The sequence below is a fragment of the Paenibacillus sp. FSL R5-0912 genome (assembly GCF_000758605.1).
GTDB lineage: Bacteria > Bacillota > Bacilli > Paenibacillales > Paenibacillaceae > Paenibacillus_AQ.
Map to the genome: position 1 here is coordinate 2163310 of NZ_CP009282.1, position 17598 is coordinate 2180907.

At 51.7% G+C, this 17598-nt stretch carries 18 protein-coding genes; 16 read left to right on the forward strand and 2 right to left on the reverse strand.

The annotated features are described in order from the left end of the window. Positions 1 to 163: 163 nt before the first annotated feature. From R50912_RS09070 to R50912_RS09085, 4 genes are read left to right on the forward strand one after another with little or no spacing between them, the layout of a single operon-like run. A complete protein-coding gene (locus tag R50912_RS09070) occupies positions 164 to 1042 on the forward strand; it encodes a DUF8171 family membrane protein (protein ID WP_042234137.1) in 879 nt (292 codons plus the stop codon). After that, positions 1035 to 2783: an ABC transporter ATP-binding protein gene (locus tag R50912_RS09075; protein ID WP_042234138.1), complete on the forward strand. Its 1749-nt coding sequence runs from the start codon at positions 1035 to 1037 to the stop codon at positions 2781 to 2783. Before R50912_RS09070 ends, R50912_RS09075 begins: the two co-directional genes overlap by 8 nt. Next, positions 2770 to 3603, forward strand: a complete 834-nt coding sequence (locus tag R50912_RS09080; protein WP_042135075.1) for an energy-coupling factor transporter transmembrane component T family protein — start codon at positions 2770 to 2772, stop codon at positions 3601 to 3603. The genes R50912_RS09075 and R50912_RS09080 overlap by 14 nt, the downstream gene beginning before the upstream one ends. 34 nt (positions 3604 to 3637) lie before the next feature. Beyond that, the gene (locus R50912_RS09085) at positions 3638 to 4432 is read left to right on the forward strand and encodes a PHP domain-containing protein (protein ID WP_042234140.1); all 795 of its coding nucleotides are present in this window, start codon (positions 3638 to 3640) and stop codon (positions 4430 to 4432) included. A 106-nt stretch (positions 4433 to 4538) separates the two neighbouring features. On the opposite strand, the gene R50912_RS09090 is transcribed toward R50912_RS09085, so the two are convergent. Further along, the gene (locus R50912_RS09090) at positions 4539 to 4997 is read right to left on the reverse strand and encodes a hypothetical protein (RefSeq protein ID WP_042135079.1); all 459 of its coding nucleotides are present in this window, start codon (positions 4995 to 4997) and stop codon (positions 4539 to 4541) included. Between the two features lie 179 nt (positions 4998 to 5176). On the opposite strand from R50912_RS09090, the gene R50912_RS09095 reads away from it, so the two are divergent. Beyond that, complete coding sequence (locus R50912_RS09095) at positions 5177 to 6736, forward strand: flavocytochrome c (RefSeq protein ID WP_042234142.1); 1560 nt, start codon at positions 5177 to 5179, stop codon at positions 6734 to 6736. A gap of 139 nt (positions 6737 to 6875) precedes the next feature. On the opposite strand, the gene R50912_RS09100 is transcribed toward R50912_RS09095, so the two are convergent. Then, a complete protein-coding gene (locus tag R50912_RS09100) occupies positions 6876 to 8114 on the reverse strand; it encodes an NAD(P)/FAD-dependent oxidoreductase (RefSeq protein WP_042234144.1) in 1239 nt (412 codons plus the stop codon). Positions 8115 to 8301: 187 nt separating this feature from the next. Between R50912_RS09100 and R50912_RS09105 the strand changes: the two genes are divergently transcribed. The 11 genes from R50912_RS09105 (at position 8302) to R50912_RS09160 (ending at position 17572) form a co-directional block, all read left to right on the forward strand. Continuing rightward, positions 8302 to 8535: a hypothetical protein gene (locus R50912_RS09105; protein ID WP_039308384.1), complete on the forward strand. Its 234-nt coding sequence runs from the start codon at positions 8302 to 8304 to the stop codon at positions 8533 to 8535. 129 nt (positions 8536 to 8664) lie between these two features. Next, positions 8665 to 9063: a spore coat protein gene (locus R50912_RS09110; RefSeq protein WP_042234146.1), complete on the forward strand. Its 399-nt coding sequence runs from the start codon at positions 8665 to 8667 to the stop codon at positions 9061 to 9063. A 207-nt stretch (positions 9064 to 9270) separates the two neighbouring features. Continuing rightward, positions 9271 to 9771: an Lrp/AsnC family transcriptional regulator gene (locus R50912_RS09115; RefSeq protein ID WP_039308379.1), complete on the forward strand. Its 501-nt coding sequence runs from the start codon at positions 9271 to 9273 to the stop codon at positions 9769 to 9771. Positions 9772 to 9784: 13 nt separating this feature from the next. Continuing rightward, on the forward strand, positions 9785 to 10975 hold the full coding sequence (locus R50912_RS09120) for an aminotransferase class I/II-fold pyridoxal phosphate-dependent enzyme (protein ID WP_042234148.1): 1191 nt from the start codon (positions 9785 to 9787) through the stop codon (positions 10973 to 10975). A gap of 193 nt (positions 10976 to 11168) precedes the next feature. Continuing rightward, positions 11169 to 11423: an aspartyl-phosphate phosphatase Spo0E family protein gene (locus R50912_RS09125; RefSeq protein ID WP_231637810.1), complete on the forward strand. Its 255-nt coding sequence runs from the start codon at positions 11169 to 11171 to the stop codon at positions 11421 to 11423. A gap of 893 nt (positions 11424 to 12316) precedes the next feature. Then, positions 12317 to 12976 carry a TetR/AcrR family transcriptional regulator gene (locus R50912_RS09135; RefSeq protein WP_052416145.1) on the forward strand — a complete coding sequence of 220 codons (660 nt, stop codon included), beginning with the start codon at positions 12317 to 12319 and terminating at the stop codon, positions 12974 to 12976. A gap of 32 nt (positions 12977 to 13008) precedes the next feature. Continuing rightward, complete coding sequence (locus R50912_RS09140; RefSeq protein WP_042234154.1) at positions 13009 to 13905, forward strand: alpha/beta fold hydrolase; 897 nt, start codon at positions 13009 to 13011, stop codon at positions 13903 to 13905. A 134-nt stretch (positions 13906 to 14039) separates the two neighbouring features. Next, positions 14040 to 14849, forward strand: coding sequence for a phosphotransferase enzyme family protein (locus R50912_RS33205; protein ID WP_331281928.1), 810 nt, complete (start codon positions 14040 to 14042; stop codon positions 14847 to 14849). A 141-nt stretch (positions 14850 to 14990) separates the two neighbouring features. Then, entirely contained in the window at positions 14991 to 15755 is a 765-nt protein-coding gene (locus R50912_RS09150) for a class I SAM-dependent methyltransferase (protein ID WP_052416149.1), read from the forward strand. Between the two features lie 132 nt (positions 15756 to 15887). Further along, positions 15888 to 16454 carry a cob(I)yrinic acid a,c-diamide adenosyltransferase gene (locus tag R50912_RS09155; protein ID WP_042234159.1) on the forward strand — a complete coding sequence of 189 codons (567 nt, stop codon included), beginning with the start codon at positions 15888 to 15890 and terminating at the stop codon, positions 16452 to 16454. Then, entirely contained in the window at positions 16451 to 17572 is a 1122-nt protein-coding gene (locus R50912_RS09160) for an RluA family pseudouridine synthase (protein WP_042234162.1), read from the forward strand. The genes R50912_RS09155 and R50912_RS09160 overlap by 4 nt, the downstream gene beginning before the upstream one ends. Positions 17573 to 17598 lie beyond the last annotated feature (26 nt).

Here is a 17598-nt window from a genome sequence, read left to right on the forward strand (position 1 = left end):
ATGTGCTCTTTTTACACAATATAACGCTTGAAGATGTTGTAAATATTTTTACAGCGTTAAAAATTCTGAAAAAAATATTACTCCGGCTTAACAAATGGAAAAACCTGTGCTGACATGGCCTTTTTATAATAAAGATAAATTCCTGTAGGGAGGCCAACTGTTTATGAGCACGTTAAAGACCCGCTACACGCTGACCCAATCTCAAAAAATGATGATTTTTGTGCTGTCGATGTCGCTTTATGGTTTGTCTAATATGTTTACGGAGCTGGTGCCTAGCATCCAGTTGGGTCCGGTTGAATTGTCGATTGAATATTTCGCTTTCATTCCTCTGACCTTATGTATGCTGTTTCACCCGTTGTATGCAGCTGTTGGAGCGGCTGTCGGCGAAGTGATCTTTGGTGAGCTGATGCTGGGTCAATTCGGCGGACTGGGCGAACTGGAGAAATTCATTACCTTCTCTCTTGCGATGTATACAGCAGGCCTTATGGTATCCGATCCGAAGAACCGTAGACAGGTAGGCGCAGCCGCAATTACCGGAGTGGCGATTCACCAGTTTTTTAGCTCAGCGGTAGATATCTTGAAGGTATGGGTCGGTGTGGAGGAACTGGAAGCGGTTAAGGGTCTGGCGGAAAGTATCGTCATCATCGAAGGTGTCGGATTTCTGAATGATGTGCTGTTCTCGGGCATTCTGTTCGCCCTTCTGCCTACGATGTATCTGGTTCCCCGCTTGTACGGCAAGATTGAGCCGCTGCTCGGCATGAAGCCGCGTGAGCGGAATATGAAATATGCATCCGGGGTCTGGCTGTCGCCAAAGCTTGTCATTTCAGGTACGATTCTGATCATGGTTGCGCTAGGTTCTGAATTGTTGTCGGAATCAGGCTGGAACTTCGGTGATTTTGAATTTGCCTGGGCTGAATCAGGTGAGGAAAAGCTGATCTGGCTGAGCATGCTGGTTGCCGTCATCATTGCGGTTGTGACCATTCTATCGCTAATCCGGCGTGCTGCACGCAGGCGTCAGGAAGGAGGACAGGCAGATGCATGAACTGGTCCTGGAGCTTAGAGGAGTGTCCTTTACTTACCCGGGGGCGGAACAATCTGTACTGCGGGATGTATCCCTGCAACTGGAGAAAGGGGATTTTGTTGCCGTGATCGGCAGCAACGGATCCGGCAAATCCACACTCTGTAAATGCTTCAATGGATTAATCCCGCATTATTACACAGGAGATTTCACCGGAGAAGCGGTGATTTGCGGTCAACCGGCGGAAGGGCGGAGTGTCGCTGAACTATCCAGGCATATCGGTTATGTCTATCAGGACTTCGAGAACCAGCTGGTGCGTCCAACCGTGCTTGATGATGTTTCTTTTACCCCGCTGAACTATGGTTTTGCGGACTACAAGGAACGGGGAGAACGGGCGCTGGCGTTGACCGGACTTAGCGAACTGAGAAATGAATTTATCTGGCAGCTTAGCGGTGGGCAAAAGCACTTGCTGGCTCTTGCGGGAGCACTGGCAATGGATCCGGAAATACTGGTCATAGATGAGCCGGTAGCCCAGCTTGATCCGCAGCATGCACGTCATATCTATGATATCCTGCGGCAATTGAATGAGCTGCACGGGAAGACCATCGTAGTCATTGAGCACCATGCCGAATTTATAGCAGAATACTGCAGGAACGTTATCCTAATGGATAAAGGATCCATACGCTGGCAGAAGCCGGTACGTGATGCTTTGTCCTCTGTACAAGAATTGCTGGAGCTTGGCATTTATCCGCCGGATGTGACCAGAGCTGTCTGGATGCTGGAGGAGAATGACCGGAATGCAGGACAGTTCCCTTTGACCCCTGAAGAGGGGCTTGACCGGATGATCCGCCGTAAAGGGCCGGCTGGGCAGGCCGGGTCCGCCTATCCAGTCTGCGGGCAGATCCGCACAGGCGTAGGAGATGTGGATTCTATCGTTAAAATGAAGGATGTTCACCTGTCGTACCGCACGATTCACAAGACACTTCATCCTGTTTTGAACGGGGTAAAGCTGGAGCTCAAACACGGGGAATCGGTAGCCCTTATCGGTAACAACGGTGCAGGGAAATCATCCTTAATGAAACTGATTTCAGGTATTGCCAGACCCTCCTCAGGAACGGTTAATGTGAAAGGCATAGAAGTCAATGGTGTGCCGCCCGAGCGCCTGTCCGGTACGGTTGCTTATGTATTTCAGAATCCGGAGGATATGTTTATCGAGGATTCTGTACGCAAAGAAATCTCCTATTATCTGAAGGCCCGGAAGTTAGCGGATACAGACCGGAGAGTAGAAGAGATGCTCCAGGCGTTCCGGCTTAGTGAGCTCGCTGAGCGGGATGCCCGTCTGCTGAGCGGCGGCCAGCAGCGGCGGGTATCCCTGGCAATCGGTGCCGCTGTCCGCCCTGCAGTTATGCTGCTTGACGAGCCCACCGCGAATCTGGATATTTCGACCAAGCAGGAAATGGTTAGCGTCCTTGAGACATTGCGGAGCCATGTGGAGACGGTGGTAATCGCCACTCATGATATGCAGCTTGTGTCTGAATGGGCCAGTAGAATTATTGTTATGCATCAGGGACAGATCATTGCTGACGGAACGAAGGATGAAATATTTGCTGACGGAATGCTCTTGAGGCGTGCCGGATTGGCAGAGACACAATTAATGAAGCTAAGCCGCATACTCGGCCTGCCGCGCATTTGCTGCAGCCTGGACGAGTTTGTGAGCCAAGTGGAGCTACAGAAGGAGGTGGCCGGAATCTATGGAGGCTGTTAAAAAAGCGCTGGACCGGATCTCTGTAGAACAGATCAAGCTGGAATTACTGGGAACCGCGTATAACAACAGCGCTACCTTTCTGGGCAGGCTTGACCCCCGGACACTGCTGTTATGGTATTTGTTTTTTGCCATCGTGCCCTGGTTTGTGCATAACCGGACAATCTTATTAGGAATGTTCGTGTTCATGGTCATAACAACTGTCCTGTCACGGGTTAGTCCGCTAATCATCTGTATCCTGTGCCTTGGCCTGACCGGCCAGATCGGCTGGATGTTCGTGCTGACGCTTTTTTTCGGAGGGGGGAGTGAATCCCTGCTGCCAATGTTAACGTTGACGCTGAAGCTTTCTGTCATTTCACTGGCGAGCATCACTGTATTCTCCAGTCTGGACCCCGAACGGCTTAGTGACGGACTTTTATCCTTAGGCATACCTGATGCCTTTGCATTTAGTTTATCTTACGGTTATCGTATTCTGCCTACTTTGCTGGAAGAATTCCACCAGATATTGTTGTCCTTCAGACTCAGGGGGCAAAGACCGCATCGTCACGGGGTGTTCTACTGGAGAACAGCTGCGTATTACTTGCGGATTGTGGTGCTGGTCTTCTACCCGCTCATGCTCAATACAGCCAAACGGTCGCGAACCACGATTGAAGCACTGGAGACACGCGGATTCAGCTACGGTCTCAGCAATCCGAAGGTGAAGAAGATCAAGCTGTCCTATTTGCGGATGAAGAGGCCGGACTGGGCTTTTTTATCCGGTTCAACGATTTACATTATACTGCTGTTCTGGTTTGGAACCCTGTACCCTGAGCTGGTGTATTAACCTAATCTGCAAACTTAAAAGGAGCCTAACCTATATGAATATTGATCTGCACACACACGGCAAATTGTCCAAGAAATCAGCATTTTCCCCGGCGTATTTCGCAGAAATGATGTCGGAAGCTAAAGTGAACGGACTGCAGGCAGCCGCTTTGACAGAGCATTTTAATACTTCTAATTTCTTCGCAATGTACGAGGCACTGGATCAGATGTATCCCTATAACGGACATTACTATGATGTGGACGGGCTGAAGCTGTTTCCGGGAATGGAAGTGGATATTGCCGAGACAGGCCACATCCTGCTGATCGGGCTTAAGGAGAATGTTCTTGCTGTCCGTTCTTTGCTGGAAGATTACACTGCTCAGTGTAGCTTTATTCCTTTCAAAAGACTGCTGGATCTGGCGGATGAATTCAATCTGTGGAAAATAGGGGCCCATCCGTTCCGCACCTCTACTCCACTTCATCAATTGGACCCTCAGCTGCTTAAGCGGCTGGATGCGTTTGATTTCAATGCTAAAGACATTTACGTGCAGGGGGCTGAAGCCTACAAGAACCTGATTACGCCATTTGCAGAGAAGCTTGGCGTTCCTGTGGTTGCCGGCAGTGACAGTCATCAATGCCTGCAGTATGGCAGCGTAATGAACCGGCTACATGTATCCTGCTCTACAGTTGAGGAATTGAAGGAGGCTATTAAGCAGGGGGACTATGAGATGGAGCTTTCACCGTGTCTCCATACCAAGGTGAAGGCTTCGGTCATGATGAAGAAGCTGCTGAAGCAGCTTGCCGGCGAAGCGCCTTCAAGAGATGAAGCGGAGATTGGCTATCTGGCTTAAAGCGGCCCTAAAATACTATGAAGTCATGTCCGGACTCCTCCGGCCATGACTTCATAGGTAATGTCTTCTATGCTTCCGGGGATGATTTACGCTACGTCTTGCGGTTTTAAGCAAAAGCCAGATTCAATGCCTGCGGATGGAAGGAACCCATAATTTTATAAGCTTTTAAATGCGGATTGTTCATATCATTATCGTAAATAATCATATGCTGCCTGCCCTTGAGAATGATATCAAACCGCTGCTTCCGGTCAGCCTGTACGATGGTAATATAATAGCTGTATTTGTTGTCTGTGCTTACATTCCGCGCTGATTTCATTAACCGGACGTCGGCGAAATCATCACATATTTGTTTGATGGCCTCCGGCTCCGTAACCACAATATCCTTCTGTTCACCGGGAACAGAGGACAGACGGGTGATTTCAAGGGAGGCGATATCCTCCAGCCGGATGGTTCTGGCCACCACTTTTTTGAAGGAAGTGTAACGGTTTGCTGTATAGGTCATTAGAGAAACACCAGCTGCGGTCAGGATGGCGCCGGCAAGCATATATTTTTTGCTTTTGTCCATGGTTCAGTTCCTCCCAGTCATACGATTGTGTAAGTCCCAATTATAAAACTATAAACATCCGCACGCAAATTCACTTACTTTAATTACTTAATGATTTCTTTAATTACGTAAGCTTCCAAGGACAGCCCTTTTGCGGATATGATAATTGTGAAAATATGCACAAGGGGGCAAGCGTTACTATGAAAAAGAGATATGCAGCGACTCTTATACTCGTTCTTTCCGTTATGCTGGTTATCGCAGGCTGCGGTAACAACAATGCTAACGGCAGTGTCAATGAGAGCAAGGGTAAGAATAGCGCAACCACAGAGCCTGCAGCAACCACTGCACCTAAAGAGACAGCCGAAGCCGTATCGGGAGCATCCGAAGCGAGCTATACACCGTACGATCAGTTAAAAGATAAATATGATATCATCATTGTCGGCGCAGGCGGTGCCGGAATGTCGGCAGCGCTGGAAGCCAAGGCTAACGGCATGAACCCGGTTATTCTCGAGAAAATGCCGGTTGCCGGCGGTAATACTACCAAATCCTCTTCGGGTATGAACGCTTCGCATACGAAGTTCCAGAAGGAGCAGGGCATCGAGGACACCAATGATCTGTTCTATGAAGAGACGCTAAAAGGCGGTCACGACACGAATAACAAGGAATTGCTCCGTTTCTTCGTGGATAATTCCGCAAGTGCCATTGACTGGCTGGATTCAATTGGAATCCGTTTGAACAATATTACGATTACCGGCGGAATGAAAGAGAAGCGTACCCACCGTCCCGAAGACGGTTCAGCAGTCGGTCAATATCTGGTTGCAGGACTCGTAAGAAATGTACAAGAGCAAGGGATTCCATTGTTCGTTAATGCGGACGTGAAGGAACTTACAGTGCAAGATGGCAAGGTGAACGGCGTCAAGGTGCTGTTTAACCAGGCCGATGAGAAATTGATTACTGGAGCAGCAGTTATTGTTACAACCGGCGGTTTCGGTGCGAACAAGGAATTGATCTCCGAGGTTAGACCTGATCTGGAAGGATTAGTAACCACGAATCAGATCGGCAGCACCGGCGACGGCATCAAGATGATTGAGAAGGTTGGCGGCACAACGGTGGATATGGATCAGATCCAGGTTCACCCGACAGTACAGCAGGAGAAATCCTACCTGATCGGTGAAGCTGTGCGGGGCGAAGGCGCAATCCTTGTCTCAAGCACCGGCAAACGTTTCGGTAATGAAATGGATACCCGCGATAAAGTGACGGCTTCCATCAATAAGCTTCCAGAGAAATCCGCTTATCTGGTATTTGATTCCGGTGTGAAGTCCCGTGTCAAAGCGGTGGACCAGTACATCAAGATGGGTGTTGTCAAAACAGCGGATACCACCCGGGCGCTGGCAGAACAAATGAATGTTCCGGCAGATCAGCTGAAAACGACCATAGATACCTGGAACAGCGCAGTGAAGAATAAGTCGGATGCGGAATTCGGCAGAACTACAGGTATGGACAATGATCTATCCGGCGCACCGTACTATGCGATTCAAATCGGCCCGGGAATTCACTACACCATGGGCGGTGTGGTGATTAACACCAATACAGAGGTCTTGAACAAAGACGGCAAAGCGATCACTGGACTTTTTGCAGCAGGCGAGGTAGTCGGCGGATTACACGGCCAGAACCGGATCGGCGGGAACTCTGTAGCCGAGATCATTATTTTCGGACGCCAGGCAGGGATCAAATCTGCTGAATTTGTAAAAGCGCAATAAGCTATTATTCCATATTATCGGGTTTATCATAAAAAGGGATGCTCCGCAGCCATCAGGCTCGCGGACATCCCTTTTTGCATGTGCCTTTTGCTGCTCCCGCCGGAAGCAGCAAGGCTCCCTTAGCTATGCTCTATGCTGGTTACGCCTGGATTGCCGGGGACGGCGTAGGCTTCGCTGTACGGGTTAGTGAAAACAGCTCCAGCTCGGGGCGTACCTTGCCGGCAAGGGTATCTGAGAGAAGTTCGGCCGCGATCATGCTGTAGACGGTTCCATTGCCCCCGTAGCCTTCAATGAAATAGCAGTGCGGGTACTCCGGATGCGGCCCTATATAAGGCAATCCGTCACGGGTGGAGCCGAAGACCGCTCCCCAGGAATATTCGGCTTCTATTCCCTGAAGCTCCGGGAACAGGGCGACAAGCTCCTCCAGCAGTCGCTGGCTCTGGGAGAGCACACGAACATCGCGGCGCTCCGGACTGGTGAGCTGCTCATCCTTGCCTCCGGCAATGATCCGGCCGTCCGGAGTGGTCCGGAAGTACAAATAGGGCCGCGCGGTTTCCCAGAGCAGACTATGTTCATACCACTTTGGAAAGTTCAGAACAGGCTTGGTCATAATAGCGTAGGTATTGATCAGCTCCGCACCCCGGTCCTTTTTCATATCCTGGGTTTCATACCCCATGGCAAACACAACATTCTTCGCAATGATCCGGCCATTCTCCGTGTGGCAGACTACGCCGTCAGCACTATATTCATAATTAAGGGCTTGGGTATGCTCGTAGACGCGGACTCCGCCGGAATGCGCTTTGTCAATCAGACTGTGCACGGTTCGCAGCGGATTAGTCTCGGCATCTCCCCTGGAGAAGAGCGCAGCCGGTTTGGAGAAGGAATAATGCGAGCGGATGGTTTCTTCATCCCAGAACTCTGAATCAAATCCGTGCCGTGTCAGGTTCTCATGCTCCAGCCGCAGAGCGGGTACATCTTCAGGAACGCTGGCATACAGCAGACTGCTGCGGGCGATGATCTGCGGATCGATGTCCAGCTTGCCCGGCAATTCAAGAATGGAGCGGACGCCCTGCTGGCACAGCTTGTAGAACAGCACGCCGTTCTCTTCCCCGAAGGTATTCATGCAGGCGGTCAGCGATTTGTCATTCGCGATTTGCAGCAGTCCCGTATTGGCGTGGGAGCTTCCGCTGCCTACCGCTCTTTTGTCGATGAGGACTGTATCTGCTCCGCTGAGGGACATGCGGTAGGACATTATCGCCCCGCCCATACCGCCGCCTATAATGAGACAGTCGCAGGTGATATCTCCTTCAAGTACCGGATAAACCGGCGGATGAGGCAGAGTATTCTCCCAGGGCAGTTGCCCGCTGTTGAGTTTCATGGTTTGGTCGCTCCTTTGTATGATAACGATAGGGTATTATTTGCAAATGTTCAGCCGCTCATGCGCTGGTATAACGGTGATGAATCAATTTTGCTGAAGGCACCTTTGCGCTTTTTGGCACATAAAGAATTCCGCTCTGCGGCATACTAAGGAACGCTTGAACATCCAGAAGGAGGGATTACCGAACATGCAATCGAACCAAATGCAGGCACTAAGCGGAAAAGAACTGGAATATATCGCTGATTCCATTTCCAACGAGGATTTGCTGATTAAGCAGCTGGCCGCTACAGCCGGAACCACTCAAAACTCCACGGTGCAAGGAATCTGTGTACAGCAGATTCAAAGCCACACACACCATATGGACATGCTTGTACAGCTGCTGCATCAGCATCAGCAATATGCGCCGACGCAGCCGCAATAAATACTGCGGACTGCAGGAAGCAGTAGCTCACGAAATTATTACACACAAACTTAGCGTATGCTTTCGGAGTGAGTTTGTACGAAGATCACTCAAGAAGCATAGGCTCACAAACTTTAGGGAGGTTTTACTGTGTACGCACAAAACGGAACGCCATTCATGGCGGATGAAGATTTACTGAACACAGTTCTGGCTGATTTGAAGCGGACAGTCCGTGAATATACAACAGCAGCCACAGAGTCGAATTGTCAGACGGTACGCCGCGTGTTCAACGATTTAACGATGGATACGCTCAGACTTCAGGGTGAGCTGTATATGCAAATGTCGCAGCTCAACATGTATACCCCTCCGGGGAAAGCGCTGCGTCAGGATATCGACAAGCAGATTCAGAGCGCCCAGCAGACACAGCAGAAATGCCAGCAGTTCGTGCGTGAGAAGACAGGTGGAGCCGGTGCCTATAACCAGGCCTCCAATGTTCCTGTGCACCAGGCTAATGTGCAGCAGCATAATAATGGTTCTTACTATATGTAACCCTCACGCGGGGCGGATGAAGCATAGGACTCCCCGTCCGCTGGTGTGGAGAAACACAAATAAAAAGATCCATTGTAACCCCGCCCCGGCGGGGTTATTTTGTTTGCAGAACTGTCATTTTCGTGTCATATTAATACTAAACTCTTTTCGCAGGCGCTCTGCCCTGAAGCAGGGGTACCGGACTGGCGAACTATCCGGAGGGAAGGCATGAAGGAAATGAATGATTTGAAGAGGAAAGTGCTGGAACTGCTCAAGGAGGACGCGCGAAGCTCAACGGCTTTAATGGCAACCTTGCTTGGTGCGGAAGAAGAAGATGTCAAGACCGTAATTGCACAAATGGAACAGGATCATGTCATTGTGAAATATGCTACTGTGGTCAATTGGGATAAGGTGGACGATGAACGGGTAACTGCACTGATCGAGGTTCAGATCACACCGGAACGGGGCCGCGGGTTCGAAGGAATCGCCGAGCGGATCTATCTGTATCCGCAGGTCAAATCCGTCTATCTGATGTCCGGCGCATACGATTTGCTGGTCGAAGTGGAAGGCCGCAATCTGCGGGAGGTCGCCAATTTCGTCTCCGAGAAGCTGTCGCCGATTGATGCGGTACTCTCTACCAAAACTAATTTTACGCTCAAAAAATACAAACAGGACGGTATCATCTTTGAAGAGCATGAAGAAGACAACCGTCTGATGATATCTCCGTGAAGGATGTAATGCCATGATTACGAAGTCGATGAATTCCTATTTGGCCCCGCTGGTCCAGCAGATACAGCCCTCGGGCATCCGCAAGTTTTTTGATCTGGCGGCAGGCAGCAAGGATATTATTTCACTGGGTGTCGGGGAGCCGGATTTCAAAACTCCCTGGCATGTGAGGGAAGCTTGCGTATACTCGCTGGAGCGCGGCTTCACCGGTTATACCTCCAATGCAGGCATGCCGGAGCTACGCGATGGCATTGCCGAATATCTGCAGACCCGCTTCGCGGTGCAATATGATCCTGCGAACCAGATTATCGCCACCGTCGGCGGCAGTGAAGCAATAGATCTGGCCCTCCGGGCCTTGATCTCACCGGGAGACGAGATTCTGATTCCCGAGCCTTGCTATATCTCTTATTCACCGATAACAGCAATTGGCGGCGGGATTCCGGTCGGTATTGAGACCTTCGGAGAGAATAACTTCAAGCTTACGGCGGCTGATCTGGAAGCCAAGATCACCCCGCGCTCCAAGATTCTCATTCTCTGCTATCCGAGCAATCCGACGGGTGCGATTATGAGCCGTGAGGATTGGGAACCGATTGCCAAAGTGGTAGAGAAACATGATCTCATAGTAATTTCCGATGAAATTTATGCTGAATTGACCTATGGAAGCAATCATGTAAGCTTTGCCTCCCTTCCGGGTATGATTGACCGCACCATCCTGGTCAGCGGCTTCTCCAAAGCCTTCGCCATGACCGGCTGGCGGATGGGGTATGCCTGCGGTCACCCGGATCTGATCTCCGCGATGCTGAAGATTCACCAGTACACAGTCATGTGTGCGCCTTCGATGGGCCAGGTGGCTGCTCTGGAGGCATTGACCAACGGAATGGAAGAGAAAGACCGGATGGCGGATTCCTATAATCAGCGGCGCCGGCTGATCGTCAAAGGGTTGCGTGATGCCGGGCTGGACTGCCATGAGCCGCAAGGCGCGTTCTATGCTTTCCCGAGTATTCAGCACACCGGACTGACCTCCGATCAATTCGCCCAGCGCCTGCTTCTGGAATATAAGGTGGCTGCAGTTCCGGGCAGTGTATTCGGTCTGGGCGGTGAAGGGTACCTCCGCTGCTCTTATGCAACCTCGGTATCCCAGCTGAACGAAGCGGTAGAACGAATTGGGGCATTTGTCTCACAACTGGCCCGTGAACGGGGAGAGTAATGTAAGGGTAATGAAGTAAATTGAACTATAGCCGATCACCTTTCTATATGGTATTATTTTACTCTAAGGACAGGAAACACCTGTAATACACTTACATGGAGCTCTTATTCTGGATAGGGCGCAGGGTGCGAGTAGGAAGGCATTCAGAATCAGTACTCGGATATCGCGCAATAATACATTAGGAGGGATGATTGTGCTGAGCGCAGATTATTACTTACCTTCCTATGGCGGGGAATGTAGTTCCGGAAGCGGGAAACATCCTCCCAGGGGTGATGCACATGCACGCAGACTCTCGCTGGAAAATGAAATACAGGTACTCCGCAGCAGAATGGAACAGCTCTTTTTACAGGAGAATTCCTTTACCTCGGATAATGTCATTGCCATCAGCAGCTTACTGGACCTGAAGATTAATGAGTATATGAGAGGCCGCCACCGTAAGAACAATTAACCGGCTGATTTATATTGAAACGGACATTTCCCTTAGGGAGATGTCCGTTTTTTAGTCTGCCTCACAGTTGCACCATCTAGAGGTGATTATGATTAGAGGTGAGTATGATTTTCGTCAGTTGTGGATAAGTCTTTTTGTAACTGGGAGCTGACCGTCTGAAGGACGGAACTATTCTTGTATCAGGAATCCCGCTGACTCCGTTGAAAGTGGGCGGTAGGGTGAATCAAAGGGATAAATCCCTTTGAATACGCCGAACGCCAGGTGGGATGCGGAAATAAGGGGCAAAAGCGCCCCTGAATCGGCCGGAAGCGGGCGGCAGGAGGAAATGAGGGGTAGAAGTGCCCCTGAATCCGCCGGAAGCGGGCGGCAGGAGGAAATGAGGGGCAGAAGTGCCCCTGAATCGGCCGGAAGCGGGCGGCAGGAGGGAATGAGGGGCAGAAGTGCCCCTGAATCCGCCGGAAGCGGGCGGCAGGAGGAAATGAGGGGCAGAAGTGCCCCTGAATCCGCCGGAAGCGGGCGGCAGGAGGAAATGAGGGGCAAAAGTGCCCCTGAATCGGCCGGAAGCGCTTCACAGGTTGCACGCAAAATGAGGAAAGGAGAAGCTCTGGTGAGCAATTTCGCAGGGGACTGCCCCGGAAGTATTCTTAGGAAAGTATTGGGAGGTAGCTTTAAAATCTGCATATGTTGCACAGGCTTCATAAGCCGCATAAGCACCAGATTAATTTACCTGTTAGCATGAGTTGTACTGAATCGAAGAATGATATAAGAATATAATGATAAACGGGTACTTATCATTTGCCCGTGGCAAAGAGTCACCCCTCTTTCGATTTACATAAATATCCTTTCGCAGTAAAATGAATGAACAGTCATTCATTTTGAGGGAGATGGGAATCGTGAGTGATAACAGCAAGAGTGATAACAGCATGAGCGACAACGGCAAATTACTGGAACGTAAATTCATTGAGGGCTTTGAGCAATTGGCTCCGGACAAGGCGATCCGGCAGATCATTTATCATGCTGTCGAGGTATTCTCCAAGAAAGGCTATGCCGGGACCAAAATCAAGGATATCGCCGCCAGTGCAGGCTTCAGCCAGGGGTATGTCTATATGTATTTCAAATCCAAGGACGACATCTTCACCAGGATTGTTGAGCTGGCTTCGGACGGAGCCGGGATGTCGGTGCAATATGCAGCAGAGCTGGAGGGAAGCCCGATGGAGCGGATCACCTGGCTGACGGAGGCCTTCCTGTCACCGGACAGTATTGCCTTGCAGCACTTCCGGCTCATTCTGCTGCAGACGGCAACCTCGGAAGCAATTCCGGAGGAGGCTAAGCTTGTTGCGAAGGAGAAGATTCATAAGCCGTTCGAGCATCTCGTTCCCCTGATCATTGCCGGGCAGGAGGCAGGGGAGATTGTTCCGGGAGATCCGGTGGAAATCGCCATCGCGTATTTTTCATTCATACAAGGGCTTGGCATAGCAAGGGTACAGACCACAGCTGCTGCTCCTTTTCCATCGGCTGAACTGGTACTGCGCTTCATGAAAAAAGATCGTTAGCCCATTCTATATCCGAAAAGGTGGAATCAGCCATGGTCAAGGTATTTAAAAGCGATGCCGGCAAAGAACGGGTTCTCCGTTCCTATAATGAGCTGCTCGGGGACTGGGGGACGGAGGTTAGGGAGCTGGATATCGAGACTCCGTACGGGACAACACACTGCATAACAGCGGGAGAGGCCGGCTTACCGCCCTTGCTCCTGTTCCATGGGGTAGGCGATAATTCGGCAGTGATGTGGCTGCTGAACATGAAGGAGCTGTCACGGCATTTCTGCTGCATTGCGGTGGATACGCTGGGAGGGCCGGGGAAGAGCGTGCCGGGTGACAGGTTCAATAAGCAGAATTTCAATCAGGTGGATTGGATTAACAGCATCGCTGATGGATTGAAGCTGGAGCAATTCTATGCAGCGGGTGTGTCGAATGGAGCGTACATGGCCTTCAATTATGCGGTTAACGAGCCGGGAAGGGTGCTGAAGGCGGTCTGTATGGAAGGAGGAATGGTCACGGCCCCGTTAAAAAGCATGATTCAGACGCTGCTGATGATGTTCCCGGAAATAATGGTACCTACGCGCAAAAATCTGCTTAAGGTATTTAATAAGCTCAGTTCGCCGGAATCACGACTTGCGGAAAAACATCCTAAACTGGCCGAGCATGTGGTGCTGCTCATGAAGAATCATAACCAGCAGGCGATGTTTGTCCAGAGAATTGAGCTCTATGACAAGGCCCGCGCGGCTATAGTCAGGGATAAGCTGTATTTCCTGATCGGGGATTACAAGCTGCAGCATAAGAAGGATTTTATCGGCATACTTCAGGACGGGGATTTCCGCTATAAGGTGATTGGGGGCTCAGGCCATGGCATCAATATGGAACAGCCGGAGCGGGTTAACCGGGAGCTGATAGAATTTTTGCAGGGACAGGGGGGAGTGCGATGATTCCAGAGAGTATCCGGCAGCAGGTGTTCACAGAGCTCGGCTGTCCTCCTGAAGCGGTCAAGCTGCTTGGAGGGTATAATGACAATGTATTTGAGCTTGAACGGGGATGAGCGGAGAATATAGTCGTCAAAATACTGGATCACACCGTGGTCCCCAGGGAACACACCTTGTCGGAGATGGAATGGCTGAACTACCTGCAGGAGAGTGAAGTGAGTGCGATCCGACCGTTGTGCCTGGAGTCCGGGAAATATATTTGCCCGGTGTCAGAGCCTTTTTATTATATTCTGTTCCATAAGGTTAAAGGTACATATGTGAATCGGGAAGATAAGACGGTCTGGAATCCGCTGGTATTCGAGCACTGGGGAGAGGCGATGGGAAGACTGCATTCCTGTGCCCGGAGCTACCAGGCAGTCCATCCGCGTCCACATTGGCAGGAGAATATAATTCTGCTGGCGGAGAGGATTGAAACAGACCCTCTTTTGACGCAAAAGTGGAAGGTATACCAGGAAGAATTCAGCCGCCTTGGCACCTCCGGGAATGAATTCGGCCTAATTCATGGCGATCTTCATCCGCATAACTTCCTGCTGCATGACGGCACGCTGACAGTGATAGATTTCGGGGATGCGGAATACCACTGGTTTGCGTATGATATTGCCATTGCAGTCTATCATATGGCCCAGACTGTGCCGGAAGATGCGGGCAAGAAGGACGCTGTGCTGGCATTCTATCACGCTTTTATGAAAGGCTACCGCAGGGGGAACGCCGATACCGGATTCACGGCTCAGATCGGCTACTTTATAGATTATCGGAATCTCTATTCTTATACCTATCATATGGTGCACTCAGATCCGGGTACGCTTACGGAAGGGCAGAAGGTATATCTTGCCCGAATGAGGCGGACGATTGAAGCCGGGGAACCTTGCCTGGGATTCAGGCTGCTGTAATGCTTGTACGTCCCGGGGCGGAGGAGGAGGTGGACCCGGGGCCTGATGGCGGACCCCTGCCGCAGGCATATAATGAATACTCACGATGATTCTAAAGGTACGGGCTCTTCTGCAGCGTACCGGAAAAAGAGGATGATATTTATGTTACAAGCCGATATACTGCGGGACCCCTTTACGTATGATGAGCTGAAGCTCGAAGGAACGGGAGCAGTTAATCCGGAGAGCGGGCGTAAGTATCCGTTGAAGCAGGGCTTTCTCGCTTTTTTGGGAGAAGCGGATGCCGAGGGCAGCAACAAAAAGTACCTTGAGCTGTACAACCGGATAGCGCGTTTCTACCGGCTGTCCAACAAAGCCTATTTCGTTCTGAAATTCGGCGGGGAACGCCGGTACAGAGAGCAGTTTCTGTCTTCGCTGGAACTTCGGGAAGGTGACCTAGTTCTGGAGACTTCGGTGGGCAGCGGTGATAATTTCCCCTATCTGGGTGCACATACAGAGCTGTATGGGCTGGATATCTCCAGCGGGATGCTGAAGCAGGCGGTACGCAATCTGCGGCGCTGGAAGCTGCAGGCCCATTTGTTCCAGGGACAGGCGGAGAAGCTGCCTTTCCGGGACAACGTCTTCGATTGTGTCTACCATGTCGGCGGAATTAATTATTTCAGTGATCCGGGAGCTGCGGTGCTGGAGATGATCCGGGTGGCAAAGCCGGGCACCAGACTGATGATTGCCGATGAGACAGAGAAGCTGGTTAAGGGGACGTACGGGAAGGTGCCGGTGGTTAAGGGGTATTTTCAGCAGGGGGAGGAGTTGCCGGGGGTGCTTGGACTCATTCCGCAGGATATGCTGGAGATCGAATATAAGGAGGTATGCAAAGGCCTGATGTACTGCATTACTTTTCGGAAGCCGTAGGCGGGGGGATCGGGATTCCATATGCTCATTAGGGAGTTATTTACATGTCAGAAATGATGATCTTTGTTTGCCTACATACATAAGAACGATTACACTATTACTATGTGATTTGCAACTTAGGAGGGGAATTCGATGGCGATCTATACGCGTACGGGGGATAAAGGGGAAACCTCAGTCATCGGCGGCCGTGTGGGCAAGGACGATGTCCGCGTCGAGGCTTATGGCACCATAGACGAGCTGAACTGTTTCGTGGGTCAGGCACGGAGTCTGATGGAAGATGAGCGGTTCGCGGATGTCCGGGAGCAGCTGCTGGAGATTCAGCATGAGCTGTTTGACTGCGGTTCGGACCTGGCGTTCGTGAAGCTGAGCGAGAACAAATATAAGGTGAAAAGCGAGATGGCCGTCCGTCTGGAAGGCTGGATCGATGTGCTGCAGGCGGAGAATCCGGTGCTGGAGCGCTTCATTCTGCCCGGCGGAAGCCAGCTGTCCTCGGTGCTGCATGTCTGCCGGACTGTCTGCCGCCGCGCGGAGCGCCGGGCTGTGACCCTGGGACGGAGTGCGGACATTAACCCGGAGGCTGTTGTCTATCTGAACAGACTCTCTGATTATTTCTTCGCGCTGGCCCGTGCTGCCAATACACGCCAGGAGGTTGCTGAGGTAGAGTATGTGCGCAGCAAAAAGGTGTTCCGGAACAAATGACCAGCTACTATCCGCCGATTACTTATATGGTGCCGCCGGATGAAGACGGCTGGCTGCTCAAAACCATCCTGCAGAAGCGGATGGATGTCTCCCGTAAGCTGTTGTCCCGTCTGAAAATGACAGACCTAGGGATTACGCTGAACGGAGAGCGTGTGTATATTAGTGTCAAGGTAAGCAGCGGAGACCGGGTAGAGATCCGGATGGAGGAAGAAACGTCAGAGGATATCCTGCCGCAGCCGATTCCTTTTGAGATTCTATATGAAGACGGGCATCTGCTAGTCGTGAACAAAGCCGCGGGGATCATTGTCCATCCGACCCATGGCCATTATACAGAGACACTCGCCAACGGAGTGGTTCATTACTGGGCAGAGAAAGGGGAGCGGGTCCGCTTCCGTCCGGTCCACCGGCTGGACCAGGAGACCTCCGGTGTGCTGGTCATTGCCAAGAACCCGTACAGCCACCAGCATATCTCCGAGCAGATGATCGCCGGGACGGTGGACAAGCGGTATGCTGCTTTTGTGCACGGTGTTCCCGCTGTGCCTAGCGGCGACATCGACGGTCCGATCGACCGCGACCCGCTGGAGCCGCACCGGCGGATCGTGACGCCGGACGGTTATCCCTCTTTGACCCGGTACGAGGTCAAGGAGGTCTATGGAAGTGCAGCTTCACTCGTAGAGCTGAAGCTGGAGAGCGGGCGCACCCATCAGATCCGGGTGCATATGAGCTCTATTGGCTGCCCGCTGATCGGTGACGGCATGTACCGTCACCCTTTGTATGGGCAGCCTGGGGCAAGCCCGGCGCCTGGGGGTGCTCTGGCGCCGGAGGCGGGGGCGCTGCCGGATGGCGGGCAGCGCGGGGCAGAGCCGACGCAACCGGGCGGCGGGCAGCAAGCGGCAGGGCTGACGCCTGCCGGAGGCGGGCAGCTGACGCCGGAGGAAGCGGCGCAGCTGGCGGAGATCGCGGAGCTGGACGCGTCGATTCCGCGCCAGGCGCTGCATGCGGTGCGGCTGTCCTTCCGGCATCCGGTCACGCATGCTGATCTGGTCTTCGAAGCTCCGCTGCCGCCGGATATGGCGCTGCTGCAGGCGAAGCTGCGTGAGATTGCAGCCAGGGAATAACGGTCTCAGCTGGCAGCCGTTAGATA